The sequence below is a fragment of the Stenotrophomonas sp. SI-NJAU-1 genome (assembly GCF_020883215.1).
Classification (GTDB): Bacteria; Pseudomonadota; Gammaproteobacteria; order Xanthomonadales; family Xanthomonadaceae; genus Stenotrophomonas; species Stenotrophomonas indicatrix.
Map to the genome: position 1 here is coordinate 3,908,064 of NZ_CP086598.1, position 21,668 is coordinate 3,929,731.

Annotated in this window: 20 protein-coding genes and 1 tRNA gene; 13 read left to right on the plus strand and 8 right to left on the minus strand. The window is 63.5% G+C overall.

Annotated elements, in window-relative coordinates; all coding sequences use genetic code 11:
- The first annotated feature begins 19 nt into the window (after positions 1-19).
- The 8 genes from LMF57_RS17755 (at position 20) to LMF57_RS17790 (ending at position 7,652) form a co-directional block, all read left to right on the plus strand.
- Positions 20-1,423 (plus strand): hypothetical protein, encoded by a 1,404-nt coding sequence (locus LMF57_RS17755; protein WP_162887700.1) that lies wholly within the window; start codon positions 20-22, stop codon positions 1,421-1,423.
- Positions 1,420-2,655, plus strand: coding sequence for a radical SAM protein (locus tag LMF57_RS17760; RefSeq protein WP_208083037.1), 1,236 nt, complete (start codon positions 1,420-1,422; stop codon positions 2,653-2,655). The genes LMF57_RS17755 and LMF57_RS17760 overlap by 4 nt, the downstream gene beginning before the upstream one ends.
- A 155-nt stretch (positions 2,656-2,810) precedes the next feature.
- Positions 2,811-2,996 carry a hypothetical protein gene (locus LMF57_RS17765; RefSeq protein WP_117311494.1) on the plus strand — a complete coding sequence of 62 codons (186 nt, stop codon included), beginning with the start codon at positions 2,811-2,813 and terminating at the stop codon, positions 2,994-2,996.
- A 105-nt stretch (positions 2,997-3,101) separates the two neighbouring features.
- Positions 3,102-4,046: an aldo/keto reductase gene (locus LMF57_RS17770; protein WP_162887701.1), complete on the plus strand. Its 945-nt coding sequence runs from the start codon at positions 3,102-3,104 to the stop codon at positions 4,044-4,046.
- A gap of 214 nt (positions 4,047-4,260) precedes the next feature.
- Entirely contained in the window at positions 4,261-5,064 is an 804-nt protein-coding gene (locus LMF57_RS17775) for a type I restriction enzyme HsdR N-terminal domain-containing protein (protein ID WP_117311496.1), read from the plus strand.
- A 263-nt stretch (positions 5,065-5,327) separates the two neighbouring features.
- Positions 5,328-6,275 carry a DUF6216 family protein gene (locus LMF57_RS17780; RefSeq protein WP_162887702.1) on the plus strand — a complete coding sequence of 316 codons (948 nt, stop codon included), beginning with the start codon at positions 5,328-5,330 and terminating at the stop codon, positions 6,273-6,275.
- A gap of 391 nt (positions 6,276-6,666) precedes the next feature.
- Positions 6,667-7,221, plus strand: coding sequence for a hypothetical protein (locus tag LMF57_RS17785; protein WP_162887703.1), 555 nt, complete (start codon positions 6,667-6,669; stop codon positions 7,219-7,221).
- A 77-nt stretch (positions 7,222-7,298) separates the two neighbouring features.
- Positions 7,299-7,652: an AlpA family phage regulatory protein gene (locus LMF57_RS17790; RefSeq protein ID WP_229290315.1), complete on the plus strand. Its 354-nt coding sequence runs from the start codon at positions 7,299-7,301 to the stop codon at positions 7,650-7,652.
- 77 nt (positions 7,653-7,729) lie between these two features.
- Here LMF57_RS17790 and LMF57_RS17795 read toward each other — a convergent pair.
- The 4 genes from LMF57_RS17795 to dtd all read right to left on the minus strand — a co-directional run bounded on the left by LMF57_RS17795 (position 7,730) and on the right by dtd (position 10,837).
- Positions 7,730-7,805, minus strand: a tRNA-Ile gene (locus LMF57_RS17795).
- Between the two features lie 44 nt (positions 7,806-7,849).
- A complete protein-coding gene (locus tag LMF57_RS17800; protein ID WP_229290316.1) occupies positions 7,850-8,167 on the minus strand; it encodes a hypothetical protein in 318 nt (105 codons plus the stop codon).
- Positions 8,168-8,455: 288 nt separating this feature from the next.
- A complete protein-coding gene (gene rpoD / locus LMF57_RS17805; protein ID WP_093818099.1) occupies positions 8,456-10,306 on the minus strand; it encodes an RNA polymerase sigma factor RpoD in 1,851 nt (616 codons plus the stop codon).
- A 90-nt stretch (positions 10,307-10,396) separates the two neighbouring features.
- Positions 10,397-10,837, minus strand: a complete 441-nt coding sequence (gene dtd / locus LMF57_RS17810) for a D-aminoacyl-tRNA deacylase (RefSeq protein WP_117311501.1) — start codon at positions 10,835-10,837, stop codon at positions 10,397-10,399.
- Positions 10,838-10,898: 61 nt separating this feature from the next.
- Here dtd and LMF57_RS17815 point away from each other — a divergent pair, with 61 nt between their 5' ends.
- The 4 genes from LMF57_RS17815 (at position 10,899) to LMF57_RS17830 (ending at position 15,155) form a co-directional block, all read left to right on the plus strand.
- Entirely contained in the window at positions 10,899-11,819 is a 921-nt protein-coding gene (locus tag LMF57_RS17815) for a lauroyl acyltransferase (RefSeq protein ID WP_229290317.1), read from the plus strand.
- Positions 11,820-11,894: 75 nt separating this feature from the next.
- Positions 11,895-13,028 (plus strand): GTP cyclohydrolase II RibA, encoded by a 1,134-nt coding sequence (gene ribA, locus LMF57_RS17820; RefSeq protein ID WP_229290318.1) that lies wholly within the window; start codon positions 11,895-11,897, stop codon positions 13,026-13,028.
- A 112-nt stretch (positions 13,029-13,140) separates the two neighbouring features.
- The gene (locus LMF57_RS17825; protein ID WP_117311987.1) at positions 13,141-13,617 is read left to right on the plus strand and encodes a PH domain-containing protein; all 477 of its coding nucleotides are present in this window, start codon (positions 13,141-13,143) and stop codon (positions 13,615-13,617) included.
- The gene (locus LMF57_RS17830) at positions 13,614-15,155 is read left to right on the plus strand and encodes a PH domain-containing protein (protein ID WP_117311504.1); all 1,542 of its coding nucleotides are present in this window, start codon (positions 13,614-13,616) and stop codon (positions 15,153-15,155) included. Before LMF57_RS17825 ends, LMF57_RS17830 begins: the two co-directional genes overlap by 4 nt.
- 146 nt (positions 15,156-15,301) lie before the next feature.
- On the opposite strand, the gene LMF57_RS17835 is transcribed toward LMF57_RS17830, so the two are convergent.
- Positions 15,302-16,360, minus strand: coding sequence for a CDP-glycerol glycerophosphotransferase family protein (locus tag LMF57_RS17835; protein WP_099785535.1), 1,059 nt, complete (start codon positions 16,358-16,360; stop codon positions 15,302-15,304).
- On the opposite strand from LMF57_RS17835, the gene LMF57_RS17840 reads away from it, so the two are divergent.
- Complete coding sequence (locus tag LMF57_RS17840; protein ID WP_229290319.1) at positions 16,359-17,165, plus strand: glycosyltransferase family 2 protein; 807 nt, start codon at positions 16,359-16,361, stop codon at positions 17,163-17,165. The two genes, LMF57_RS17835 and LMF57_RS17840, sit on opposite strands and share 2 nt — an antisense overlap.
- 25 nt (positions 17,166-17,190) lie before the next feature.
- On the opposite strand, the gene LMF57_RS17845 is transcribed toward LMF57_RS17840, so the two are convergent.
- The 3 genes from LMF57_RS17845 to rsmB form a co-directional block, all read right to left on the minus strand.
- The gene (locus LMF57_RS17845; RefSeq protein ID WP_229291409.1) at positions 17,191-18,366 is read right to left on the minus strand and encodes an O-antigen ligase; all 1,176 of its coding nucleotides are present in this window, start codon (positions 18,364-18,366) and stop codon (positions 17,191-17,193) included.
- Between the two features lie 233 nt (positions 18,367-18,599).
- Positions 18,600-20,312, minus strand: a complete 1,713-nt coding sequence (locus tag LMF57_RS17850; protein WP_229290320.1) for a glycosyltransferase family 39 protein — start codon at positions 20,310-20,312, stop codon at positions 18,600-18,602.
- Between the two features lie 22 nt (positions 20,313-20,334).
- Complete coding sequence (gene rsmB / locus LMF57_RS17855) at positions 20,335-21,666, minus strand: 16S rRNA (cytosine(967)-C(5))-methyltransferase RsmB (RefSeq protein ID WP_117311508.1); 1,332 nt, start codon at positions 21,664-21,666, stop codon at positions 20,335-20,337.
- Positions 21,667-21,668: the final 2 nt, after the last annotated feature.

Here is a 21,668-nt window from a genome sequence, read left to right on the forward strand (position 1 = left end):
AGCGCGGAGTACGCCCAAATTGAACCTGCAGGAGTGGCAAGCGTCGAAGCGCTCCCGCTCGGACGAACACGTCTACACCTTGGATATCAGCAGGAGCCTGCTTCCCGAAGGAAGAAAGTATCCGCTGATCATCAGGTTGGCGCCCTCTACTGTCGCGATCAACCTCCAGCCCTTGATCAATCCTGATGATTCGCAGTTTGAACGCCTATGTGGCGATATCGATCCAGGAACCTCACAGCATCCAGCAAGCTCTCCAGTGACGGTGTTCGAAGGTTACGCATTCTTCAGCGATGGGCGTCCAATACCAGTTCCAACGCTGCTAGCGGATCAAGGCGTGCCACAGGCGTTCAGGAGCCAATATCAGGATTGGCTGGAGAAGGCCCAGACGTTCTATAGGCGTGCCCTGGGACCTGAGCCGCACAGCGTGAGCTCTGTAATCTTCTTGCTTGAGCAGGGCGCCAATACCCAGCAGGGCTGCCGCTTCAGCGGAAGCTCATTGCCCGGGCTGCTGCTGATTGGCCTTCGTGCGGGCTGCCTGGACACCTCAAAAGGCTTTCCAAATGACTTGTCTCACTTCATTGCCCATGAAGCATTTCATCAATGGAATCAAGATGTGCAGATGATGGAGTCACTACCGCAGGAAAGCAGAATTATGCTGCTCGAGGGCGGGGCAGAAATGGCAGCGAGCTTGTTTCTGTCGGAGGTGACCGGGAGCAAGGAGCAAGGGATCACGCGTGACGTAGGCGCAGCTGCAGAGTCATGTATCGACCAGGCAGAGTACAAGAAACGACCACTGAATGACCTGATCAGTGGGGGCGAGTATCAACTTGCTTACTCCTGCGGGATGGTCTACACCTTCATCAACCTCATCCGGATAGATTCTGATCCAGCAGCCGCTCTAGGCGCGTTCTGGAAAAGCACTCTGCAAGACAACTCCTCGTCGCGCTTCAATGGAAGAACCGACTTCAATGAAGCATTCGGTGCGCGATCGCCGGTGCAGAACGCCATGATCGAACTTCTCGCCCAGAATGGCTACGCGCTTCGCGAAACGATCAGCGGCTTGAGCAAGGACCAGCAGTTCCGCATTGCCGCAGAACTGATGCGAGAGGTTTCACGCAACGACTGCCACGGGAACTACGGTCTGTTTACCGGTGGCGGAGTGATTGTGCTTGATCCCGAATTGAAGACCTGCAGCTCTCTGAGGCCTGGTGAAAAACCCGTGGCAGTTGACGGGTTTGATTTTAGAGAGCATGTGTTGGAGGCTCGATCTGCATGGATTTCAGCTTGCCGGAATGGAGGAGCAGTGAGCATTGACTATTCCGACAGCTCCGCGAAACCGTCGATCGTGTCGTGCCAATCCCCCCCAAGATCCCTGTACACGCCGTTTCATCTTTCTCGAATCACGCCTAGGGGGCAACCATGATCGACGTACTCAACAGCGACGCATCTTCCCCGATTCAGAAGCTACATGAGCTGCAGGTCATCATCAAGATCGCCGAGCGCTGCAACCTTGCTTGCAGCTACTGTTATTACTTCTTCATGGGCGATGACTCCTACAAGGACCGTGATCCAATCATGAAGCCTGACAAGTTCTCAGCCGTCGCTGATTACATCAAGCGTGGCGTCGAGGATCTGGGGATTAGGAATGTAAACATCGTCTTCCACGGCGGGGAGCCCACCCTCATGAGAGCCCGCGATTTCAGGGGGCTGGTGTCTGCTCTATGTGAGACGTTGGCCCCGATATGCGGGCTGAGCCTTGGCATACAGACAAATGGATATCACCTTACAGCCGAGTGGGAAGAGCTAATCTCCGAGTTCAATATTTCCGTTGGAATCAGTCTTGATGGTCCAGCTGAGTACAACGATAGATTCCGTGTGACCCATAAGGGAAAGGGATCGCATGAGAAGATCGCACGCACGGTTGGGCGACTTCACGAGTTGGAGACCGAGCGAAAGATCAGTGCAATCGGCGTACTGAGTGTGCTTGGACGCGACATCCCGATTGAAGAGACATTTGATCACTTCGTTGAGGAGCTCAAGTTCCGTCATATGGGGTTCCTATTGCCGGACAGGAGTCATGATGAACCATTCGTCGATGGAGAGACCCCAGGCGAGTACGGAGATCTACTGATAGGCCTCTTCAATAAGTGGCTGAGCCATCAGGACATCTCTGTGAGAGAAGTAACTAAGGTAATTCGCTACTTTCAAGAGTATGTACCAGCACGCACCGTAGCCACGGATGTATTCGACAAACGAACCCATGTGGTGGTGATCCAAAGCACGGGCGAAGTCAGTTGCGATGACTCGTTGATTCCTGCACTGGAGTGGCGATCCTCGCAGCGTTCGTACTCGATCTTCAGTTCATCGCTCTATAGCTTCGTCAATGATCCAGGCCTTGTGGTACTTGATCGGGCGCGAGCAAACCTCCCCGATGACTGTGTCAATTGTAGGTGGGTGAAAATATGTGGAGGGGGCGCACTGGAGAATCGCTTTAGTCGTGCGCGGCAGTTCGATAATCCAAGCGTCTACTGTGCCGGCCTGAAGAAGTACTACTCACACGTAGTTGATTTTCTTATCGAGAACGGATACCCGGAGGCGGCGATTCAGGAGCGCCTGAAGGCTGACGAGGTCATGCAGCCCACCTTCGCGATCTAAGGATTGTGCAGGACCTGAAGGGTGATTTCTTGGCAATCCTGCTCTCTCGCCTCACCGAGGCTCATGCCTGTTGTGCCTGTCGATCCCGACCGCGGTCGACGGAAATCAAGGGAAGTGCGGTCAATTGTTGATCTCTAATCAGAAAGGAGTTCGCGATGAATGCAAGCGACAAGAAGTCAAAGGGTGAAGAGTTGGTCGCGCGGCTGCTGACGCCGCAAGAGACCGATGCCGTTGCTGGCGGTGGGTTCGAGACCTATGCGCAGAATGGAAATGGGTATTGCAGATTCGACCAGAAAAGCGGCGGATATGACCAGAAGTGCACGAATCCTAGCATTTCCTGAGATGTTTAACTTCTAATCTTGTTGCATGACGGGGTGTCCTATGGCCACCCCGTCTTTACCGGTACTTGCATGCAATATCGATATCTTGGAAGGACGGGCCTGAGCGTGTCTGTACTCGGCCTGGGCACCTGGCTTAGTGTTGGTCAGCGGCTGAGCAATTCGGATGGCGCCAGGTTGCTATCGCAGGCTTACCATGGGGGCATCAATCTGTTTGATACCGCCCAGAATTATGGCTGGGGTCAGGCACAGAGTGAGTTGGGGCGCGCGATAAGAGATGCCGGCTGGCAGCGCGACACCTACTCCATCTGTAGCAAAGCTTTCTACGGAGCAAAGCCTGACGATCAGCTCAAGCCGACTCAGCGCGGGTTGGGCCGCAAGCATCTGGTGGAGGAGTGTGATGCTGCGCTGAAACGACTGGGCATGGAGTACTTGGATATCTATCTTTGCCATTCACAGGATGCAAATGTGAGTGTCGGAGAGATCGTATGGACGATGCACTCGTTGATTATGCAAGGCAAGGTAATGCATTGGGGGACGTCGAAGTGGCCTGCTGAACTGGTGGCGGAGGCGCATGATTTCGCTCTTTCCAATCATCTGATTGGCCCTTCGGTCGAGCAGCCTGAGTACAACCTAGTCGCCACCAGAGCTGTAGAGGAAGATCTACCAGACCTGATTGATCGATATGGCATGGGGTTGCTCACTTGGTCGCCATTGAAGCAGGGCATACTCGCTGGTCGCTACGACCAGGGCATTCCTCCTGGCTCGAGACTTTCCTTCCGGGACTTCACGACGTTGAGGGATCGTGCGGGTGAGGCACAGTTCCTGCGATGGGTCGAAGCTGCAAAAGGCATCGAGAGAATTTCCAAGGCTCTGGGAGTATCTCGCGCCCAGCTTGCCGTTGCGTGGTGCTTGCGAAACAGGCTCGTCAGTAGCGTCCTGCTTGGCTGTTCGGGGGGCGCGCAACTAGCCGAATGTTTGAAATCAGTAGACGTCGCGAGCTCCATCACACCAGAGTTGTGGCTGGAGTTGCACTCGCTGGGTCAGTGCTGATCTCATGCGCCATCGAAGGAGTCGGGAGAGACGGCACGACTCGGTCATCTGTTAGCTGTCAAGGCCCTCAGTAGTTTGCTTCAAACACTGCAATCTCATCCGCCTTGTTGGTACAGGCGTCATGGGATAAGCAACTGGAGGGCCCTGCCCCTTGCCCTCCATTGCGCAGGACTGCTCAAAGCATCAGTATTCGCAGACGACAACGGGAAGGAGCATGGATGTGCTGAAGATTCCAAAGAAGGTCTCGGACAGATGGCCGACAACGGTAAGATCGCTGGTCTCGGTCGCCGTTTCCCACAAGACCAAGGATGTGTCTGAAGCCGATACGGTGACCTTGGTCAAGGACATGCTTGCCGACATCTTCGGTTACGACAAGTACAACGAACTGACTAGCGAGCAGCAGATCAGGGGAACGTTCTGCGACCTGGCGGTAAAGATCGATGGCAAGATCAGGGTTCTGATCGAAGTGAAAGCAGCGGCAATCTCGCTAAACGAGACCCATCTGCGCCAGGCCATCAACTATGGCGCCCACGAGGGCATCGAATGGATCGTGCTCACCAACGCGTTGGAGTGGCGCCTCTACAGAATCAAGTTCGGCCAACCCATCGAGTACGAGCTCGTCTCATCGTTCTGCATAGCAGATGTCAACCTAAAGAACGAAGAAGACCAGCGCAAATTGTTCCTACTCTGTAGAGAAGGAATCACCTCTGACGCGATGGGCCTGTATCACCAGCACATCTCGGTGCTCAACAAGTTCACGGTTGCGCAGGTTGTTCTCGGAGAGCCGGTCGTTTCTGTCATCCGCCGAGAGCTTCGCCGCCTGTTCCCGGAACTGAAGATCGAGTCGGAGGCAGTTGTTGAGCTTCTCAATAATGAAATTCTGAAGCGTGAAGTGCTTGACGGAGAGAAGGTAAAGGATGCGCAGCAGCGTATTCGGAAAGCTGTCTCCAAAAATGCGAAGGCGCAATCAAAGAAGAGCTCGTCGCCCGAGATTGCGCAGGAGCCAGCCGTGAACTAGTAGCTGCGCATCCGCGGCGTCGCTTGTCTCCAATTCTATACGCCACAAGACATCACACGCCACAGGCAGGCCCGGCCACTCGGCCGGGCGCCATGCCGCGCGAACTGCAGACCGTAAAACGTGCCCCAGACCCAAGAGAATCCGCGCCGGATGGGTTTGGAATTCCTCCAGGCTATCCAAACGGTAGCTCAGTGAGAACACGTTCAAGAATTCCAGGTTCGAGCCGCTACCGACCTACCGATACTGCATGGAATGGAGGCGCGATGGGAACGGTTGCAAGCTGGAACGAAATTGCCACGTTAGCTAGCGCCACTGTGCCCATCGTGGGCATTTCATTAGTCTCGCTCTATCTTTGCTACAAGTCGGGCACGCTCCACCCACTCCGAAATCGTCTCACGCGCCTCTTTGTTGGTCGCGAGGACATTGAGCCAGGACCAATTAGAAACAGCCTTTCCGACCGCTCCGCAGTCGTTTCTTTTGCAATGATATACGGCATCCATCTAGACACGGCGTCTGAGGTCAAAGCTCTCATTGCTAAGGCGGAGTCTCGTGATATCCCGCTCCACCTAATTGGCATCGCCGGGAGTGCTTTCGATCGATCAGAGTTTGCTGTTAAGCCCGGAAGATCGCCCCGCAGAGGGGTAGACGGGATGATCTGCATGGGGCTTCTGGTCAGCTACCTTGCCACAGCGTGCTTTCTCGCCGGAACCTTTGCGGACGACATATTGATCCGAGTTCGAGCAACCAATACGGTGCTCTGGGTGGCTGCGAAGGAAGGTGAGGGTGCCGCGCGCGGGATTCTCAGGAGGAGGAATATGGCGTTCTCGCAAGCGGAATGCGAGAAGCCACCCAATACGGGGGCAATTGAACCTTTCGTCGGTAACGAACCTCGCTATAACTTGTCAGTGCTGTGCGCGATTTGGACCTCGCCTTCGGAGAGGAAGGAGCTCATCGACGCACTTCCACAGCAACGTACCGCTTTCGGCGCGGTGGCGCTGCTATGCCTTATGGCTCTCGTTGGTTTCCTGCAGGCGCTGACCAGGCGAAACGCCATTCGCAAGCTAGAACGGCGAGCACCCGCTCATTCCTCGCCGGTGTCGGCGACGCCGCGCTCTGGCCAGAGCCGACGACTCGTTTTACGAATCGGCAAGTCAATCTATCTGAGCTACGGAACAACTGAGGCTAATTTCTACCATCGCACCAAGCATTAGTAGAGACACGCTCCACAGATGAAATAGGCCGGTCAGCGATCCTCGCTTGAGGCAAAGGCCATGAGGAACTACGGATCCTCTCGCAAAGGCCATACCCCAGCCCGGTAGGCATCAGAGCCACGCGTGCGCGGCCAATGCCGACATCAGGTCACCTCGCTGTTGCTAACCCAACGGGACCAGCCGTCCTTCCAGACCTTCCAGACGCTGCCGTCGACTTGGCACCTGATGGACCCGTCTTTTCCTTCCCAACTACAGGTGGTGGGTTGTCTCGTCCAGGCTAAAGAAGGCGGGAATCATCATACGCTCTCCAGAATTTTCGCCGAAATGCACAGGGCTCTGAGGCGGCCGTATGATTCATACATTCCGTAGGGGGCAAGGACACATGGATTGGATGACCTGGACGCCTGAGGCAAAGGCAGCGTGGGCACAAGCGATTCTGTCGGCCCTGGCTATTTGGTACTCAGGTAGGCTGGCCTTCGGACAGGCTCGAGCTGCGAAGCGCGAGCGTGTCGACACCTATATTCAAATGCTTGCGATCAGTCAGACTGCTGCTTGGGGGGCGCGACGGTTCATTGGCGAAGGGAAGACCTTCCCAGTCGGCGGCGACATCTTTGGCTTTGCCAAGCTCCAGAAGGACTTCGAGGCAATTTCGTTTCATGATGTTCCACACCATAAGCTGGTTCCCATTCTTCGGGATGCTGCAGAGGCTTGCCGCATGTTGGACCAAAACTGCGATCAGCTGCTGAATACCGCTAAGGTGCCAAACGTGCTCAACGCGTCAGCAATTGCAGAGGCGGCCGATGTATTGGAGCAGTGCTACACAGAGGCGATCCACATTTCCGTCCGTCTGCACGGTCCGCTGGAACGTTGTCTTCTCGAAATGAAGATCGAGCTGAGGCGCTTGTTGGTACGAATCAAACAGTGTCTACGCACTGGCATCGATTGATGTGCCCACTCCAGCAGCCGTGATAGCCACGCAAAGCGCCACAGTTCAGATCGGCTTGGCCCTTTGATGACCCGACCTTGGATCTGCTGCAGATCGCACATGTGGTAGCCACTGCCCGCGCAGGATCATCGGCCGCACTTCTCCTGGAACACGCACTTGAAGCAACGGGGCCCTCCATGGGCGCAGCTGAGAGCACACCCGAAGTCGTGCTGAAGCTCGAGCAGGTCGAAGTCCACACCGGGATGAAGAAGAGCTACATCTACCGCGAGATGGAGAAAGGGACGTTCCCGCAAAGGCACAAAATCGGGGGCGGCACCCACTGGCTCCAGAGCGACATTCAGCGCTGGATCGCGGCCCGCAGCAATGCCCATCGATGGCAGCCTGACAACACGGCTATGCCGGCGGTGGACTGCGGCACCACTAGGCATTGAACGGTCACCAAGCGGTCACCGGACGGGGCTAGCTTGATGAGGAAGGCACGGCGGATGATCCTAAGTGCCTGATTCGATGGTGGGCCCACCAGGATTCGAACCTGGAACCAAGGGATTATGAGTCCCCTGCTCTAACCGTTGAGCTATAGGCCCTGCGCAGCGTCACAGTGTAGTGGAGCACGGCCGGAGTCGGCTACTCAGTCGGCAGCAGCAAGCGCCTCGCCAACACGCTGCAATCGTCGCTCCGCCATCCCCGCCAACCGCTCCATCTCCTGCAGATGCGCCTGGAACAGCGCCACTGCCTTCATTGCGCCCTCCAGCCCCCTCCGGTTGCCATCGGCAAACCCCGCAACCAACTGTTCTCCCGATTGCGTCAGCAGCGCCAGCGTGGGCCGTCGGGCGAAGCCCAGCCGATCCTCCAGTTCGTCCTGCATGACGTCCTGCCACGTCATCAACGGCGGGAAATCCAGGGCAGCGACAACAGGCGCATCATGTTCAACAGCCTTCGTGGCCAAGCTCCAATGCTCAACAGGGGTGATGCCGCAGATACACGCGTTGCACGTGTCCCCGCAGCGCGTCCGCCTCGGTGCCGGTGATTCCGGCCCGCCCACGAGGTGTGTTGAGCACCTGCATCGCCAGCGTGCGTCTGGCATCCCTGCACGTCAAAGGGCGGATGCGTCATCGCCAACCGCGGCCGAGCATGGCCACGGCTCCACACCGGATCCCCCAAAGAAAAACCCCGCCGAAGCGGGGTTTTTCTCGACAGAAGCCGTTGCCGAGCATGGCTCGGCACTACCTGGATATCAATCGATATCCAGGAAGCTGCGCAGCTGCTCCGAACGGCTCGGGTGACGCAGCTTGCGCAGGGCCTTCGCTTCGATCTGGCGGATGCGCTCGCGGGTCACGTCGAACTGCTTGCCGACTTCCTCGAGGGTGTGGTCGGTGTTCATGTCGATGCCGAAGCGCATGCGCAGCACCTTGGCTTCCCTCGGGGTGAGGCCGGCCAGCACGTCGCGCACGGTTTCAGACAGGTTGATGTTGGTGGTGTTCTCGATCGGGGACTCCACGTTGGTGTCCTCGATGAAGTCGCCCAGATGGGAATCCTCGTCGTCGCCGATCGGGGTTTCCATCGAGATCGGCTCCTTGGCGATCTTCATCACCTTGCGGATCTTGTCTTCCGGCATGTCCATTTCCTTGGCCAGCTCCTCCGGCGTAGCCTCGCGGCCGTACTGCTGGAGCATCTGGCGGGAAATGCGGTTCAACTTGTTGATCGTTTCGATCATGTGCACCGGGATACGGATGGTGCGCGCCTGGTCGGCGATCGAACGGGTGATGGCCTGGCGGATCCACCAGGTCGCATACGTGGAGAACTTGTAGCCGCGGCGGTACTCGAACTTGTCCACGGCCTTCATCAGGCCGATGTTGCCTTCCTGGATCAGGTCGAGGAACTGCAGGCCGCGGTTGGTGTACTTCTTGGCGATCGAGATCACCAGGCGCAGGTTGGCCTCGACCATTTCCTTCTTGGCCTTGCGCGCCTTGGCTTCGCCGTAGGCCATGGCACGGCTGAGTTCTTTCAGCTCGTCCAGGTCCAGCAGGGTGACCTTCTCGATGTCGATGGTGGCCTGCTGCTCGGACACGATCTGGTCCTTCACTTCACGCAGCGCCGAAGACCACTTCTGCTTGCGCTTCAGTGCGTCTTCCACCCACTCCAGGTTGGTCTGGTTGCCTTCCCAGGAACGGATGAAGTCCTTGCGCGGCATGCGGGCAGTGACGGTGGCCAGGTTCAGCACGCGGCGCTCGTGGGCCTTGATGCTGCCCATGGTGTCGCGCAGCTGCTTGGTCAGCACGTCGGTCAGCGGCAGCGGCAGCTTCAGGGTGACGAACACCGCCGACATCTCCTCGCGGAGCTTGGGCAGGTTCTTCTTGTCGCCCTTGGCGGCAGCCTTCTTGAAGGCGTTGAGGGCATCGCCCAGCGCCTGCATGCGCGCAGCCACTTCCTCCGGATCCGGACCGGTCGGTGCGGCTTCTTCATCGCCGCCGTCGACGTCGTCTTCTTCCTCGTCGGCGTCGGCATCGGCGTCGTCCGCGTCATCGGCCACCACAGCGGCCGGGGCCGGCACGTCGTCGGTCAGGTCGTTGAAGCCGACGATCACTTCGGCAAGGCGCTTGCGGCCTTCCTTGTGCGCTTCGTAATCGGTCAACAGCGATTCGACCGACACCGGGAACTGGCCGAGTGCGGCCTGGACCTGGGACAGGCCTTCTTCGATGCGCTTGGCAATGGCGATTTCGCCTTCGCGGGTCAGCAGCTCGACGGTACCCATTTCGCGCATGTACATGCGCACCGGGTCGGTGGTACGGCCACCTTCGGTGTCGAGCGCGCTCAGCGCGGCGGCAGCTTCTTCGGCTGCGGTGTCGTCGACCTCACGGTTGCCCGTGTTGCCGTCGTTGAGAAGCAGGGTTTCCACATCCGGAGCAACTTCATGGACATCAATGCCCATGCCGTTGATCATGCCGATGATGTCTTCGATCTGTTCCGGATCGACCATGTCGTCGGGCAGATGGTCATTGACTTCGGCATAGGTCAGGTAGCCCTGTTCCAGGCCCTTGCTGATCAGTTGCTTGATTTCGGATTGGGCAGGACGTTCGTTGGCCATGTAGTGCTCGCGCCACCGGCTGGGGGGGAATAGGGAACGTAGCATTATACCAGCCCGGGGCCCGGCCTGCCGGGCGGTGGTCCCGGCGGCCTAGGGCCTGAGGAGGAAGGTCACGGGACCGTCGTTGACCAGGCTGACGACCATATGGGCACCGAAGCGGCCCGTTTCCACCCCCGGCGCGTGATTTTCACGACAGATGTCGACAAATCGATTGAACCCGCGTTCAGCCTCCTGCGGCGGTGCCGCGCTGGTGAAGCTCGGCCGCATGCCGGAACGGGTATCCGCGGCCAGGGTGAACTGGCTGACCAGCAGCAGGCCGCCGCTGGTATCACGCAGCGAGCGGTTCATTTTTCCGGCCTCATCTGCAAACACACGGTAGCCGAGCAGGCGTTCGGCCATCCGCTGCAAGTGGGCCTCGGTATCGCCCGGCTCCATGCCGACCAGGGCCAGCAGGCCGGGGCCGATCTGCCCCACCGCCTCACCTTCCACATGCACGGCAGCCTGGCTGACACGTTGAATCAGGACGAGCATCGGCGGGCTTCCAGGCAAGGGGCCGGCCACGATAGCAGCGCCCTTGGCTAAACTGGGGCCGATGAATCCACACCGCAAAGCCCGGCTGGTCTACCGCGCCACCACCCTGTTCGCCCGCCTGCCCTGGCCCCTGCTGCGCGGGTTCGCGCGCGCCCTGGCCTGGGCGTGGGTGCGCCTCGATGCCCGCGAGAGCCGCGTCACCCGCCGCAACCTGGAGCTGGCCTACCCCGAGCTGGACGCACCGGCACGCGACCGCCTGCAGCGCGAACTGCTGCGCTCCACCGCCCTGCAGGCCATCGAGACCCTGCGCCTGTGGAGCCGGAAGCCCGCCGACAACCTGCGCCTGCACCTGAAGGAGCGCCACGGCCAGGCGCTGTACGACGCGGCCCTGGCCAGCGGCAAGGGCGTGATCGTGGCGGCCCCGCACTACGGCAACTGGGAGCTGCTGAACCAGTGGCTGGCCTCGCGCGGGCAGATCGCCATCGTCTACAAGCCGCCGGAGGACGAGGCCAGCGATGCCTTCCTGCAGATCGTGCGCGGCGGCGACAACGTGCAGCAGGTGCGTGCCGAAGGCCCGGCCGTGCGCCAGCTGTTCAAGGTGCTCAAGGACGGCGGTGCCACCGGCATCCTGCCCGACCAGCAGCCCAAGGCCGGCGATGGCGTGTTCGTGCCGTTCTTCGGCGTGCAGGCACTGACCATGACCCTGGTCAACCGCCTGGCCGAGCGCACCGACGCGACCGTGCTGTATGGCTGGTGCGAGCGCATCGGCCCGGACATGGAATTTGCCCTGCACATCGAGCCGACCGACCCGGCCGTGGCCGATCCGGACCCGCACGTGGCGGCCACCGCGCTCAACGCGGGCATCGAACGCATCGCCCGCCGCGACCCGGCGCAGTACCAGTGGACCTACAAGCGCTATACGCTGCGGCCACCGGGCAGCGGCGAGGAAGACCCGTACGCGACCGACGAACATCCGCACTGAGAGCCGCTGCACCCGGCCTGCGACACACCGCCGCAGTACGTTGAATACGACGCTGGCGCCCCCATAGAGACACCGATGTCCGCCTCCCCCGGTCCTGCCATGTCTGCTTCCTCCCTGTTCGGTGATCCGGCAGCGATCCGCTGCGAGCGCGCGGTCGCCGAACTGCGCGCCGGTCGCCCGGTCCTGCTCCACGATGGCCAGGGCCAGCGCCTGGCGGTGATCGCGCTGGACAGCGCCACTGCCAGCAGCTTCGCCGCCTTCGCCAGTGCCGCGCGCGAGCGCCATTACCTGTACCTGACCGCCACCCGCGCCCGCGTGCTCGGCGTGGAGGCGCCCGAGGGCGCGCGCCTGCCGCTGGCCGGCGTTGCCTTCGATGCCCTGCCCTCGCTGGGCTACCTGCGCGAACCCGGACCGATGCCCGCGGCCTGGAGCGCAGGCGATGCGTTCGATGCCGGCGCGGTGGAACTGGCCCGGCTGGGCCTGCTGCTGCCGGCGATGGTGGGCGTGCGCCTGGATGCAGATGACGCCACGTTCGATGGCGCGGCCGAGGTTGCCCTGTGCGATCTGGCCGAAGGCGCCGCGCACGCCGCACATGATTACGAACTGGTGGCGCGTTCTCCGGTGCCGCTGCGCGACGTCGGCATGACCACCTTCGCGGTGTTCCGCGGTGGCGTCGCCCAGCGCGACCAGGTAGCGATCATCGTCGGCGAACCGGACCTGTCCGCAGTGGTGCCGGTGCGCGTGCATTCGTCCTGCCTCACCGGCGACCTGTTCGGTTCGCTCAAGTGCGATTGCGGCGACCAGCTGCGGCGCGGCCTGCGCAAACTGAAGGAACTGGGCGGCGGCGTGCTGCTGTACCTGGACCAGGAAGGCCGCGGTACCGGCATCGCCGCGAAGATGCGCGCCTACGGCTACCAGCATGACGGCCTGGATACCATCGACGCCGATGCGCAGCTGGGCTTCGGCGCCGACGAGCGCCGCTATGGCAGCGCGGTGGCGATGCTGCGCGGGCTGGGTGTATCCCGCGTTGCCCTGCTCAGCAACAACCCGACCAAGGCACAGCGCCTGCGCAATGCCGGCATCGAAGTGCTGGACTGCATTCCGGTCACCGGCGAGATCACCGCCGAGAACGAGCACTACCTGCGCACCAAGGCCGACCGCGCCGGCCATCTGCTGGACGTCGATGCGCTGATCCAGGCCGCCCAGTAACGCGGGCGACCTGCTAACGTCTGCGCGGTGCGGCCATCACCGCGCCTGCCCGCCCTGCTGCCCGACGGACGCCCGCGTGACCGAACTGCCCTTGCCTGTTGCTGCTGCCGAAATGCCCCTCGACCACTGGCAACCCCTGCCGCGGCGCGCTGCCCGGTTGGCGGCGCTGGAGGGCGCCTTCGGCGGACTGTTCATCCCCGGCGCACCGCTGGCGGCCCTCTGGTGGTTCTTCGATCTTCCCGGTGGCCCGTGGGCAGCGATGCTGGGCCTGCTGGTCGGCCTTGCCTTCGGCGCCTGGATCGGCCATCGGCGCCTGACCCGCACCCGATGGCGGCTGGACGCACAGGGCTTGGGCCTGCGCCGCGACCTGATGTGGCAGCTGGAGACCCGCATCCCCATTTCGCGCGTGCAGCACCTGGACCTGCGTCGCGGGCCCCTCGAGCGGCGTGCAGGCCTGGCAACGCTGATCGTGCACACCGCCGGCACCCGCCTGAGTGCGGTCACCGTCAGCGGCCTGGACGAGGCCGATGCCGAGCGCCTGCGTGACACCCTGGCCCATCAGCTCGACCAGGACGCCGACGCGCTGTGAGCCTGCCGCCGCCCCTGCCGCCCTCGCTGCCCGACGGTGGCGACGAGCATCGCCTGCATCCGTGGTCGTGGCTGTTCGTGCTGCTGATGCAGCTGCGCCACTATTTCCTGCCGCTGGTCGCGTTGCTGGTGTTCGGCCAGCGCGGCGACCGCGATCCGATGTGGGCACAGGTGATCCCGTTGACCGCCATCGCCGCGCTGGTGCTGGTGTCGGTGCTGCAGTACCTCAGCTACCGCTATCGCATCGGCAACGATGCGATCACCGTGCGCAGCGGCCTGCTGGCGCGCAACCGGCGCGAGATTCCCTTCGCCCGCATCCACAACGTGGAAGTGCGGCAGAACCCGTTGCACCGGTTGTTCGGGGTTGCCGAACTGCGCCTGGAATCGGCCGGCGGGGTGCGTCCGGAAGCGGAGATGCGCGTGCTGCGGCTGGACCAGGCGTTGGCCCTGGAACAACTGGTGCGCCAGCGTGGACAGGCGCCGCAGCCGACGCCGGGCGACGCGCCGGCTGCCGATGTCGTGCCATCCGACGACGAGCAGGTACTGCTGCGCCTGTCGAGCTGGGACGTGCTGCGCATGGGCCTGCTGTCCAACCGTGGCTGGGCGCTGGCGATCGCCGCCTTCGGCGTCCTGTTCCAGACCGTACCGCGCCCGGTGATGGACGATGCCATCCAGCGTGGCGGGCGCGAGGCCTTCGGCTACGCCAGCCACCTGCATGCCGGGGTGACCGGCGGGCTGGTGCTGTTGGCGGCCGCGTTGCTGCTGGGCTGGCTGCTGCTGCGGGTGTTGTCGGTGGTGTTGACGCTGCTGCGCTACCACGGCTTCACCCTCAGCGAGCGCGAACGGCGCCTGACCGTCTCCACCGGCCTGCTCAGCCGCACCCGCAGCAGCGTTGCGCGCCGCCGCATCCAGGCGTGGACGCTGGGCGAGAGCACGCTGCAACGCTGGTTCGGGCTGCGCCAGCTGCGTATCGACAGCGCTGCCGGTGGCCCCTCGCGCGACGACGACCGCGCGCTGCGCGAGCTGGCACCGCTGGCTGGCGCAAGCGCCTGCGATGGGCTGGTGCGCCACCTGCTGCCGCAGCTGCAATGGCCGCCGCAGCAGTGGCAACCGATACCGCAACGCGGATGGTGGCGATTGTCGCTGTCCACCTTGCTGCTGGTGCCGTTGCTGACCGCTGCGCTGTACTGGCGCTGGGGCCTGCCGGCCCTGGCACTGCTGGCCTGGCTGCCGGTCAGCCTGTTGATCGCGCACCGGCAGATGGCGCGGATGGGCTGGCACCTGGATGGCCAGTTCGTGGCAGTGCGCGGCGGCTGGTGGAAGCGCTGGTGGCGCTGGGCCGAGCTGGACAAAGTGCAGGGCCTGCGCCTGCAGCGCTCGCCGCTGGACAAGCTGCTGGGTACGGCCAGCCTGCAGCTGGACACCGCCGGTGCGCACGGCGATGTGGCACTGGCACTGCGCTACCTGCCGCAGGCGCGTGCACATGCCTTGATGGAAGAACTGGCCACGGCGCTGGCACGGCGCAAGCTGCGCTGGTAGCGCGGCCGATCGTTGAACCGCCATCCACGCATGGCGTGGATCTACTGCACCACCCACGCATGGCGTGGATCAACGGTAGTGCCGGCCGCTGGCCGGCAAGCGCAGGCATTCCGGTGGTTGCCGGCCAGCGGCCGGCACTACCCACATCACCGCTGCGACGGACCCCAGTAGCCCAGGTCCTTGCGGATCTGCAGGTCGCGCACCCAGCTGCCGAACGGCTTGCGACGCAGCACGCCCATTTCGCCGGACAGGAAATCCTCGGTAGCGGCGATCACCCGCTCGCTGGACAGGCCATCGCGATAGGGGTGGATGGCATCGGCGTAACGCACGATCTCCGCCTGCAACGCCGCGTCGGGATGCAGCGCGCGCGCCAGCATGGCCGGCAGCTGCTGCGGATCGTCGAAATCGATCATGTGCGGCTTCGGCACGCGGTTGCGGAAGGTCACCACCGGCTTGTGCTGGACGATGAACTCCGAAACGATCGATGAGGTATCCGACACCAGCACGTCGGCGGCGCGCTGGGCAGCCATCACCTGCTCCGGTTCGATGAAACGCGCATTGGCGCCGGCCAGCGCGCGGTAGCGTTCGAACAGTTCCGGCGGGCACTTCGGGTGCAGGGTCAGCAGCCAGTAGTGCTGCCCGGCGGCGATGTCGGCCGCGATCTGCGCATGCAGGTGCGGGGCGGCACTCAAGCGCTCGGTGAAGGTGGATCCGAACAGGATCACCGGGCGGCCGCCGGCGGCACTGCGCAGCGCGGCACTGTCGCCACCGTCGTCGCGGAACAGCGGGTCCAGCTTCGGCCAGCCGGTTTCCGCCACGGCGAAATGGCCCTGCACTGCCGCGATCTCGCGGAACGGCGCGGTGGTGGCAGGGCCCTGCGTGCAGTACAGGTCGAACATGCCGCGCACCCGGAAGTGGCCACGCGCACTGTCGCGCTTTTCCACGTTGAAGCCATGGAACAGCTGCACCTTGGCCCCCGACAGGAAGGTCGGCACCCAGTTGGCCGCGCTGAACACCGCCCGTGGACGCATCGCCAGGGCCTGCTTCAGGCCGATGTTGGGCACGCCGGGCAGCTGGCTGCCAGCCGCGCCATCTTCGAACCAGGCCGCCACTTCCTGGCCGGAAGCGTGCAAGGCCTGCACCAACGGGGCGAGAATAGGCAGCGCATAGCGCTCCGTCGCAAACAACAGGTACCCGGCCATCATGTCCTCCACGACCGCTCCCATCGAACGGCCTCGCATCTCGGCCTGCATTATCGCGTTCAACGAGGCCGGGCGCATCGGCGACTGCCTGGCCTCGCTGGCCTTCTGCGATGAGATCGTGGTGGTGGACTCGCTGTCCACCGACGCCACGGTGGCCATCGCCGAGGCGGCCGGCGCCCGCGTGCTGCAGCGTCCGTTCGATGGCTTCCGCAGCCAGAAGGCGTTCTGCGTCGAGCAGGCCACCCACCACTGGGTGCTGTGCCTGGATGCCGACGAGCGCATCAGCCCGGAACTGCGCACGGCCATCGAGCAGGCCCGCGACGGCGGCTTTGCCGGTCATGCGGGTTACCGCTTCGCCCGCCTGTCGGAGTACTTCGGCAGGTTCCTGCGCCACGGCAATGCCTATCCGGACCGGGTGCTGCGCCTGTTCGACCGCCGCCGGGGCGGTTGGCGCGGCAAGCGCGAAATCCATGAGGCGGCCAGCGTCGATGGCACGGTCGGCACCCTGCGTGGTGACCTCATCCACTTCCCCTACCGCTCGCTGCAGCAGCAGCTGGCCAAGACCGAGAAGTACGCACGGATGATGGCCGAGCACGACTTCGCGCGCGGCAAGCGGGCCACCCTTGGCAAGCTGGTGCTGGCCCCGGCCTGGCGGTTCTGGCGCGGCTTCCTGTTCCGTGGCGGCTTCCGCGACGGCTGGCATGGCCTCGTATACGCCTACGTGCGCGCCAACTACGTGCGCCAGAAGACCATCATGCTGTGGATGCTGGGCAACGGTCAGGCCGTGTCCGATCCGCCCAACCCCTGAGTACGGCGTCGAGCGTGGCGGGACGCTACCCGGCGTTCCCTGCCCGGTGCCGCGCACCTTCAACGATCGACAGGCCGGTCAGCAGGCCGACGATGGTGACGTAGAAGCTGGCGGTCATCTGGTGCGCGAACATCGACTGGGTCAGGCCGCACAGGATGTAGGACACCACCACCATCACACCGGCGGCGGCAGGGCCACGGAAGGTGGCGTGCCCGCTGCGCCGGTGCAGGCGCACGAATACCCACAGGGGTACGCCATACACGGCCAGCAGCAGCAACACGCCCGGCAGGCCCTGGGTAGCCCCCCACTCGGCCAGATCGTTGTGCGCATGGCGCAGGTGGCAGCGGATTTCCTGCGGATTCTCGCGGCAGACCGGCACCCGCTTCATGGCCGTGTCGAAATGGCCGATGCCTACCCCGGTGAGCGGATGATCGAGGAAGGTCTCCCAGGCCACCTGCAGGCGCTCGACGCGCGCCCCGGCCGAAGAGTCGCTGTCACCCTGCTCCATGCGCTGCACATCGCTGTGCAGTTCGGACAACCGCACCTGGTGGCGCAGTTCGGGCACCGACAGCAGCAGGGTCGCGGCGATGGCCAGCATGCCGGCAAGCACTGAAAGACGCGCCACGCCGGTACGCCAGCGCAGGCTCAGTGCCAGCACCACCAGCAGTGCCAGCAGGGCCGCGAACACGCCACGGCTTCCGGTCAGGATGATGGTTCCGCAGCCGGCAGCCATGCCCACGATCACCAGCGACCAGCGCCGCGACGGCCGGCAGAACACCAGCAGCACCATCAGCATCATCACGATGTCGGCGAGCACGATCGCGTTGGTGAACAGTTCGGCGCGCGGCGCCCCCTTGAACACCTGCAGTGCCGAAAGCACGAAGGTGCCCACCAGCCCGGCCAGCGCACCGCGCCACAACCAGCGCATGTCCGGGCGCAGCGCACACACCCACAGTGCGATCCACGGGATGACCAGGAAGCGGGATCGATTGTCGACATCGCGCAGGCCCTGTTCGAACAGCACGACCGACACGATGGCCATCACCAGCACCGCCAGCATCAGCCAGCTGAGAACCTTGATCGGCTGCATGTCCATACGCCGAGCCTGCCACAGCAGGCCGGGCACCATCGCCGTGCTGACCAGCAGCAGCAGCGCGTAGGGCAGCAGGTTGATGGGGATCGTCAGCACCAGTGCCGGCATGCAGAACAGGCCGACCTGCGCCAGCCAGTGCGCCGCGCGCGGGCGTCCCCCAGCAGGGACGCCCAGCGGATCGCCGATCGTGGATTCCAGATTGTGCTGTGAAGCTGCCACGTCGAAAAAGTTCGCTGCGATCCGGCGGAATGAACGGGATCACCGGCAAGGCCGATCCCATGCTGACGTTTTACTGCCTTTGCTGTCGCTTGGGCAGTCTGGACAAGCGCAGGCCAGGATGTTTATTCCTCACGCTGCAATCGCCGTTCACGTTCGCGCTCGGCGGCACTGGCCACGCACGGCTCTTGGACCGCAGCGGAAGGTACCAGCCACCAACGGCGGCGGTTGGCGATACCGGCCAGTTCTGCGCGACGGCGATCGACGCACGGCAGCAGCGCGTCTTCGTGGACCAGCAACCAGCGGCGGCGGGGCGCCAGCTGCTGCCATTCCACCGCCGCAGCCAGCTGTGCATCCCAAGGCTCGTTGAAACCGAAGGTGGCTGCCGGGCGGTCGGCCATCAGCAGATTCTGCTCTTTCCAGGCTACCAGCCCCAGCTCGGCATCGGCGCCGATACGCTGGCCGGTGTGCCGCATCAGGCCGCGGGCGGAACTTGAATCATTCAGCAGCGGATAGCCGATCAGGCTGTACAGCACCCAGACGGCAGTCAGGGTCGAGACCAGGGCCAGCTCGCGGCGGGCGCGCCCGAACAGCAGCAGGCTGGCCACACCCCAGCCGCCCATCGCCATCGCCGCCCAGGCCAGGGCGTTCATTTCGCCATTGCCGATGCCCCGCGTCTGCATCAACCGCGCTTCGAAGCCGGGCTTGCCCAGCAGGGCAGACAGCCCGGCGGCCAACGTCCCCAGCGACAGCAGCAGGGTGAACGCGCCCAGCAGCCATTGCACATCGCGCCGGCGCAACAGCCCCGGCAGCAACGGCGCCAGCGCCAGGCAGAACATCGGCAGCGCCGGCAGGATGTAGACGTCGCGCTTGCCATCGGGGATGGAGAAGAACAGCACGATCAGCGCCCACCAGCCCAGCAGCAACAGGTAGCGCGCATCCCGGCGCTGCAGCCGGCGCCGCCAGGCGGGGATCGCCCACGGCACCGCCAGGAAGGCGGGAATCCACATCGACGGCATGGTGCCCAGGAAGTACCACCAGGGCTGGTGGTGGTCCCACGATTGCGCATAGCGCTTGGCCGTCTGCCGGAACAGGATGTCGTCCATGTAGGCCAGGTATTCGCCGGAACGGGTGGCCAGCGCGGTCATCACCATCGGCACCAGCCACAGCGCGATGGCCAGCACGAACGCCAACGGCGCCAACCAGAAGCGCAGGTCGCGTGCATGCAGCCGCACCCGCGGCCAGTGCAGCGCCGAACCGATCACCGCTGGCACGATCATCAGCAGCGCGATCACGCCCACACCCTTGGTGATCACCCCGATGCCGGCAAAGAACCAGCCCAGCCACCACCAGCGCCAGGCAGGCCCCAGCAGCAGGTGGCGCAGCAGACCATAGTTGGCCAGGGTGATGAAAAACACCACCAGCGGGTCGATCTGCGCCTTCTTCGACTGGAAGGTGAACTGCAGGGCGAACAGCAGCGCCCAGCCAGCGTACAGGCCGACCTGGCGTGTCCACAGGCGCCGGCCGAGGTCGACCACGCACCACAGCGTGCCGAGAGCAGCGATCAGCGAAGGCAGCAGGAACGCCACCCGCCAGTTGCCGACCACGCTGTACAGCGTGGCCTGCCACCACATCAGCATCGGCGGCTTGTCCGAGTACAGCTCCAGCCCACGGTGCGGGAACAGCCAGTCGCCGCTGTCCACCATCTGCTTGGCGACCAGGGCGAAGCGCGGTTCGTCCGAGGGCCAGGGATCGCGTAGTCCCAGCCCGGCACCCAACACCAACAGGGCCATCACAACGAACAGCCATGTCTGGCGTGACGCACGGGTTTTCAGCATGGGGGCTCGGACAGCGGTTGGGTCAGCCCTTTTTTAGCAGACGCGCGTAGAAAAATCCGTCAGCATCGTTTTCACCGGGCAGGCGCTGGCGAGCAATACCGTCACAATCCAGACCAAATGCGTCATCCAGCGCGACGGCTTCCGCATCCGCGTGCCATTTCAGGAAGCCCTTTACCTGATCGACGTTTTCCGCGCGCAGGATCGAGCAGGTGGCATACAGCAGCACACCACCGGGGCGCAGCATCGACCAGCAGGCTTCCAGCAACCGGGCCTGGATGCCGACCAGCGCATCGATGTCTTCCGCCCTTCGATGGAACATCACATCCGGCTGCCGGCGTATGACGCCGGTGGCCGAGCACGGTGCGTCCAGCAGGATCGCGTCGAACGGAACGCCGTCCCACCATGCCCCCGGATCGCTGGCATCGGCCACCAGGACCTGGGCGCCGTCGCCCACACCGGTGCGGGCGAACGTATCCCTGGCGCGCGCCAGACGACGCGCATCGATATCCAGCGCCAGCAACCGCAGGCTGGGGTCTCGCTCGAGCAGGTGCGCCGACTTGCCGCCCGGAGCGGCACAGGCGTCAAGCACGCGGCTGCCTGTGGGGGGCGCCAGCGCGTCGGCAGCACACTGCGCCGACAGGTCCTGCACCGACAGCAGGCCTTCGCCGAAGCCGGGCAGCTGGTTCACCGGAACCGGTACGGCCAGTCGCAGCGCATCGGCGCTAAGCGGGCTGGCTTCGGCGGCAATGCCCGCCTCGGCCAGGGCCGCCATCATCTTGTCGCGCCCGCCCAGCTGGCGGTTGGCACGCAGCCACAGCGGCGCTGGCTGCAGGCTGGCGGCGAAGATCGCCTCGGCCTGTGCCGGCCAGTCGTGCTCGACGGCCTCGGCCAGCCAGGCCGGAAATGCGTCGCGCGCCGGCTGTTCGGGGAAACCGTCGCGCTGGGCGCGGCGCAGGATCGCATTGACCAGGCCAGCCTGGCGTTCACGGCCGAGTGCGCGCGCAGCATCGACCGTGGCCGACAGCGCCGCATGGGCCGGCAGGGCCAGCACATCCAACTGAGCGAAGCCCACCATCAGCAGCGTGCGCAGGTCGGCATCGCGCGCGGACAGCGGCTTCTGCATCCACGCCTGCAGGGCAGCGTCATAGGTGCTGCGACGGCGCAGCACCGCAAAGCACAACGCTTCAAGCAGCGCGCGGTCGCGGGTGTCGGCCAGCTTGGGCAGCGCCCAGGCCAGCTCGGCCTTGAGCGAACGGCCGCGGGTGAACACCTGCGCAAGCACGCGCGCAGCCAGCATGCGGGTGGCCGCGCCCGGCGCCGCCTTGGCGATGGCGAAATCGTTTGCCTTGCTCACCC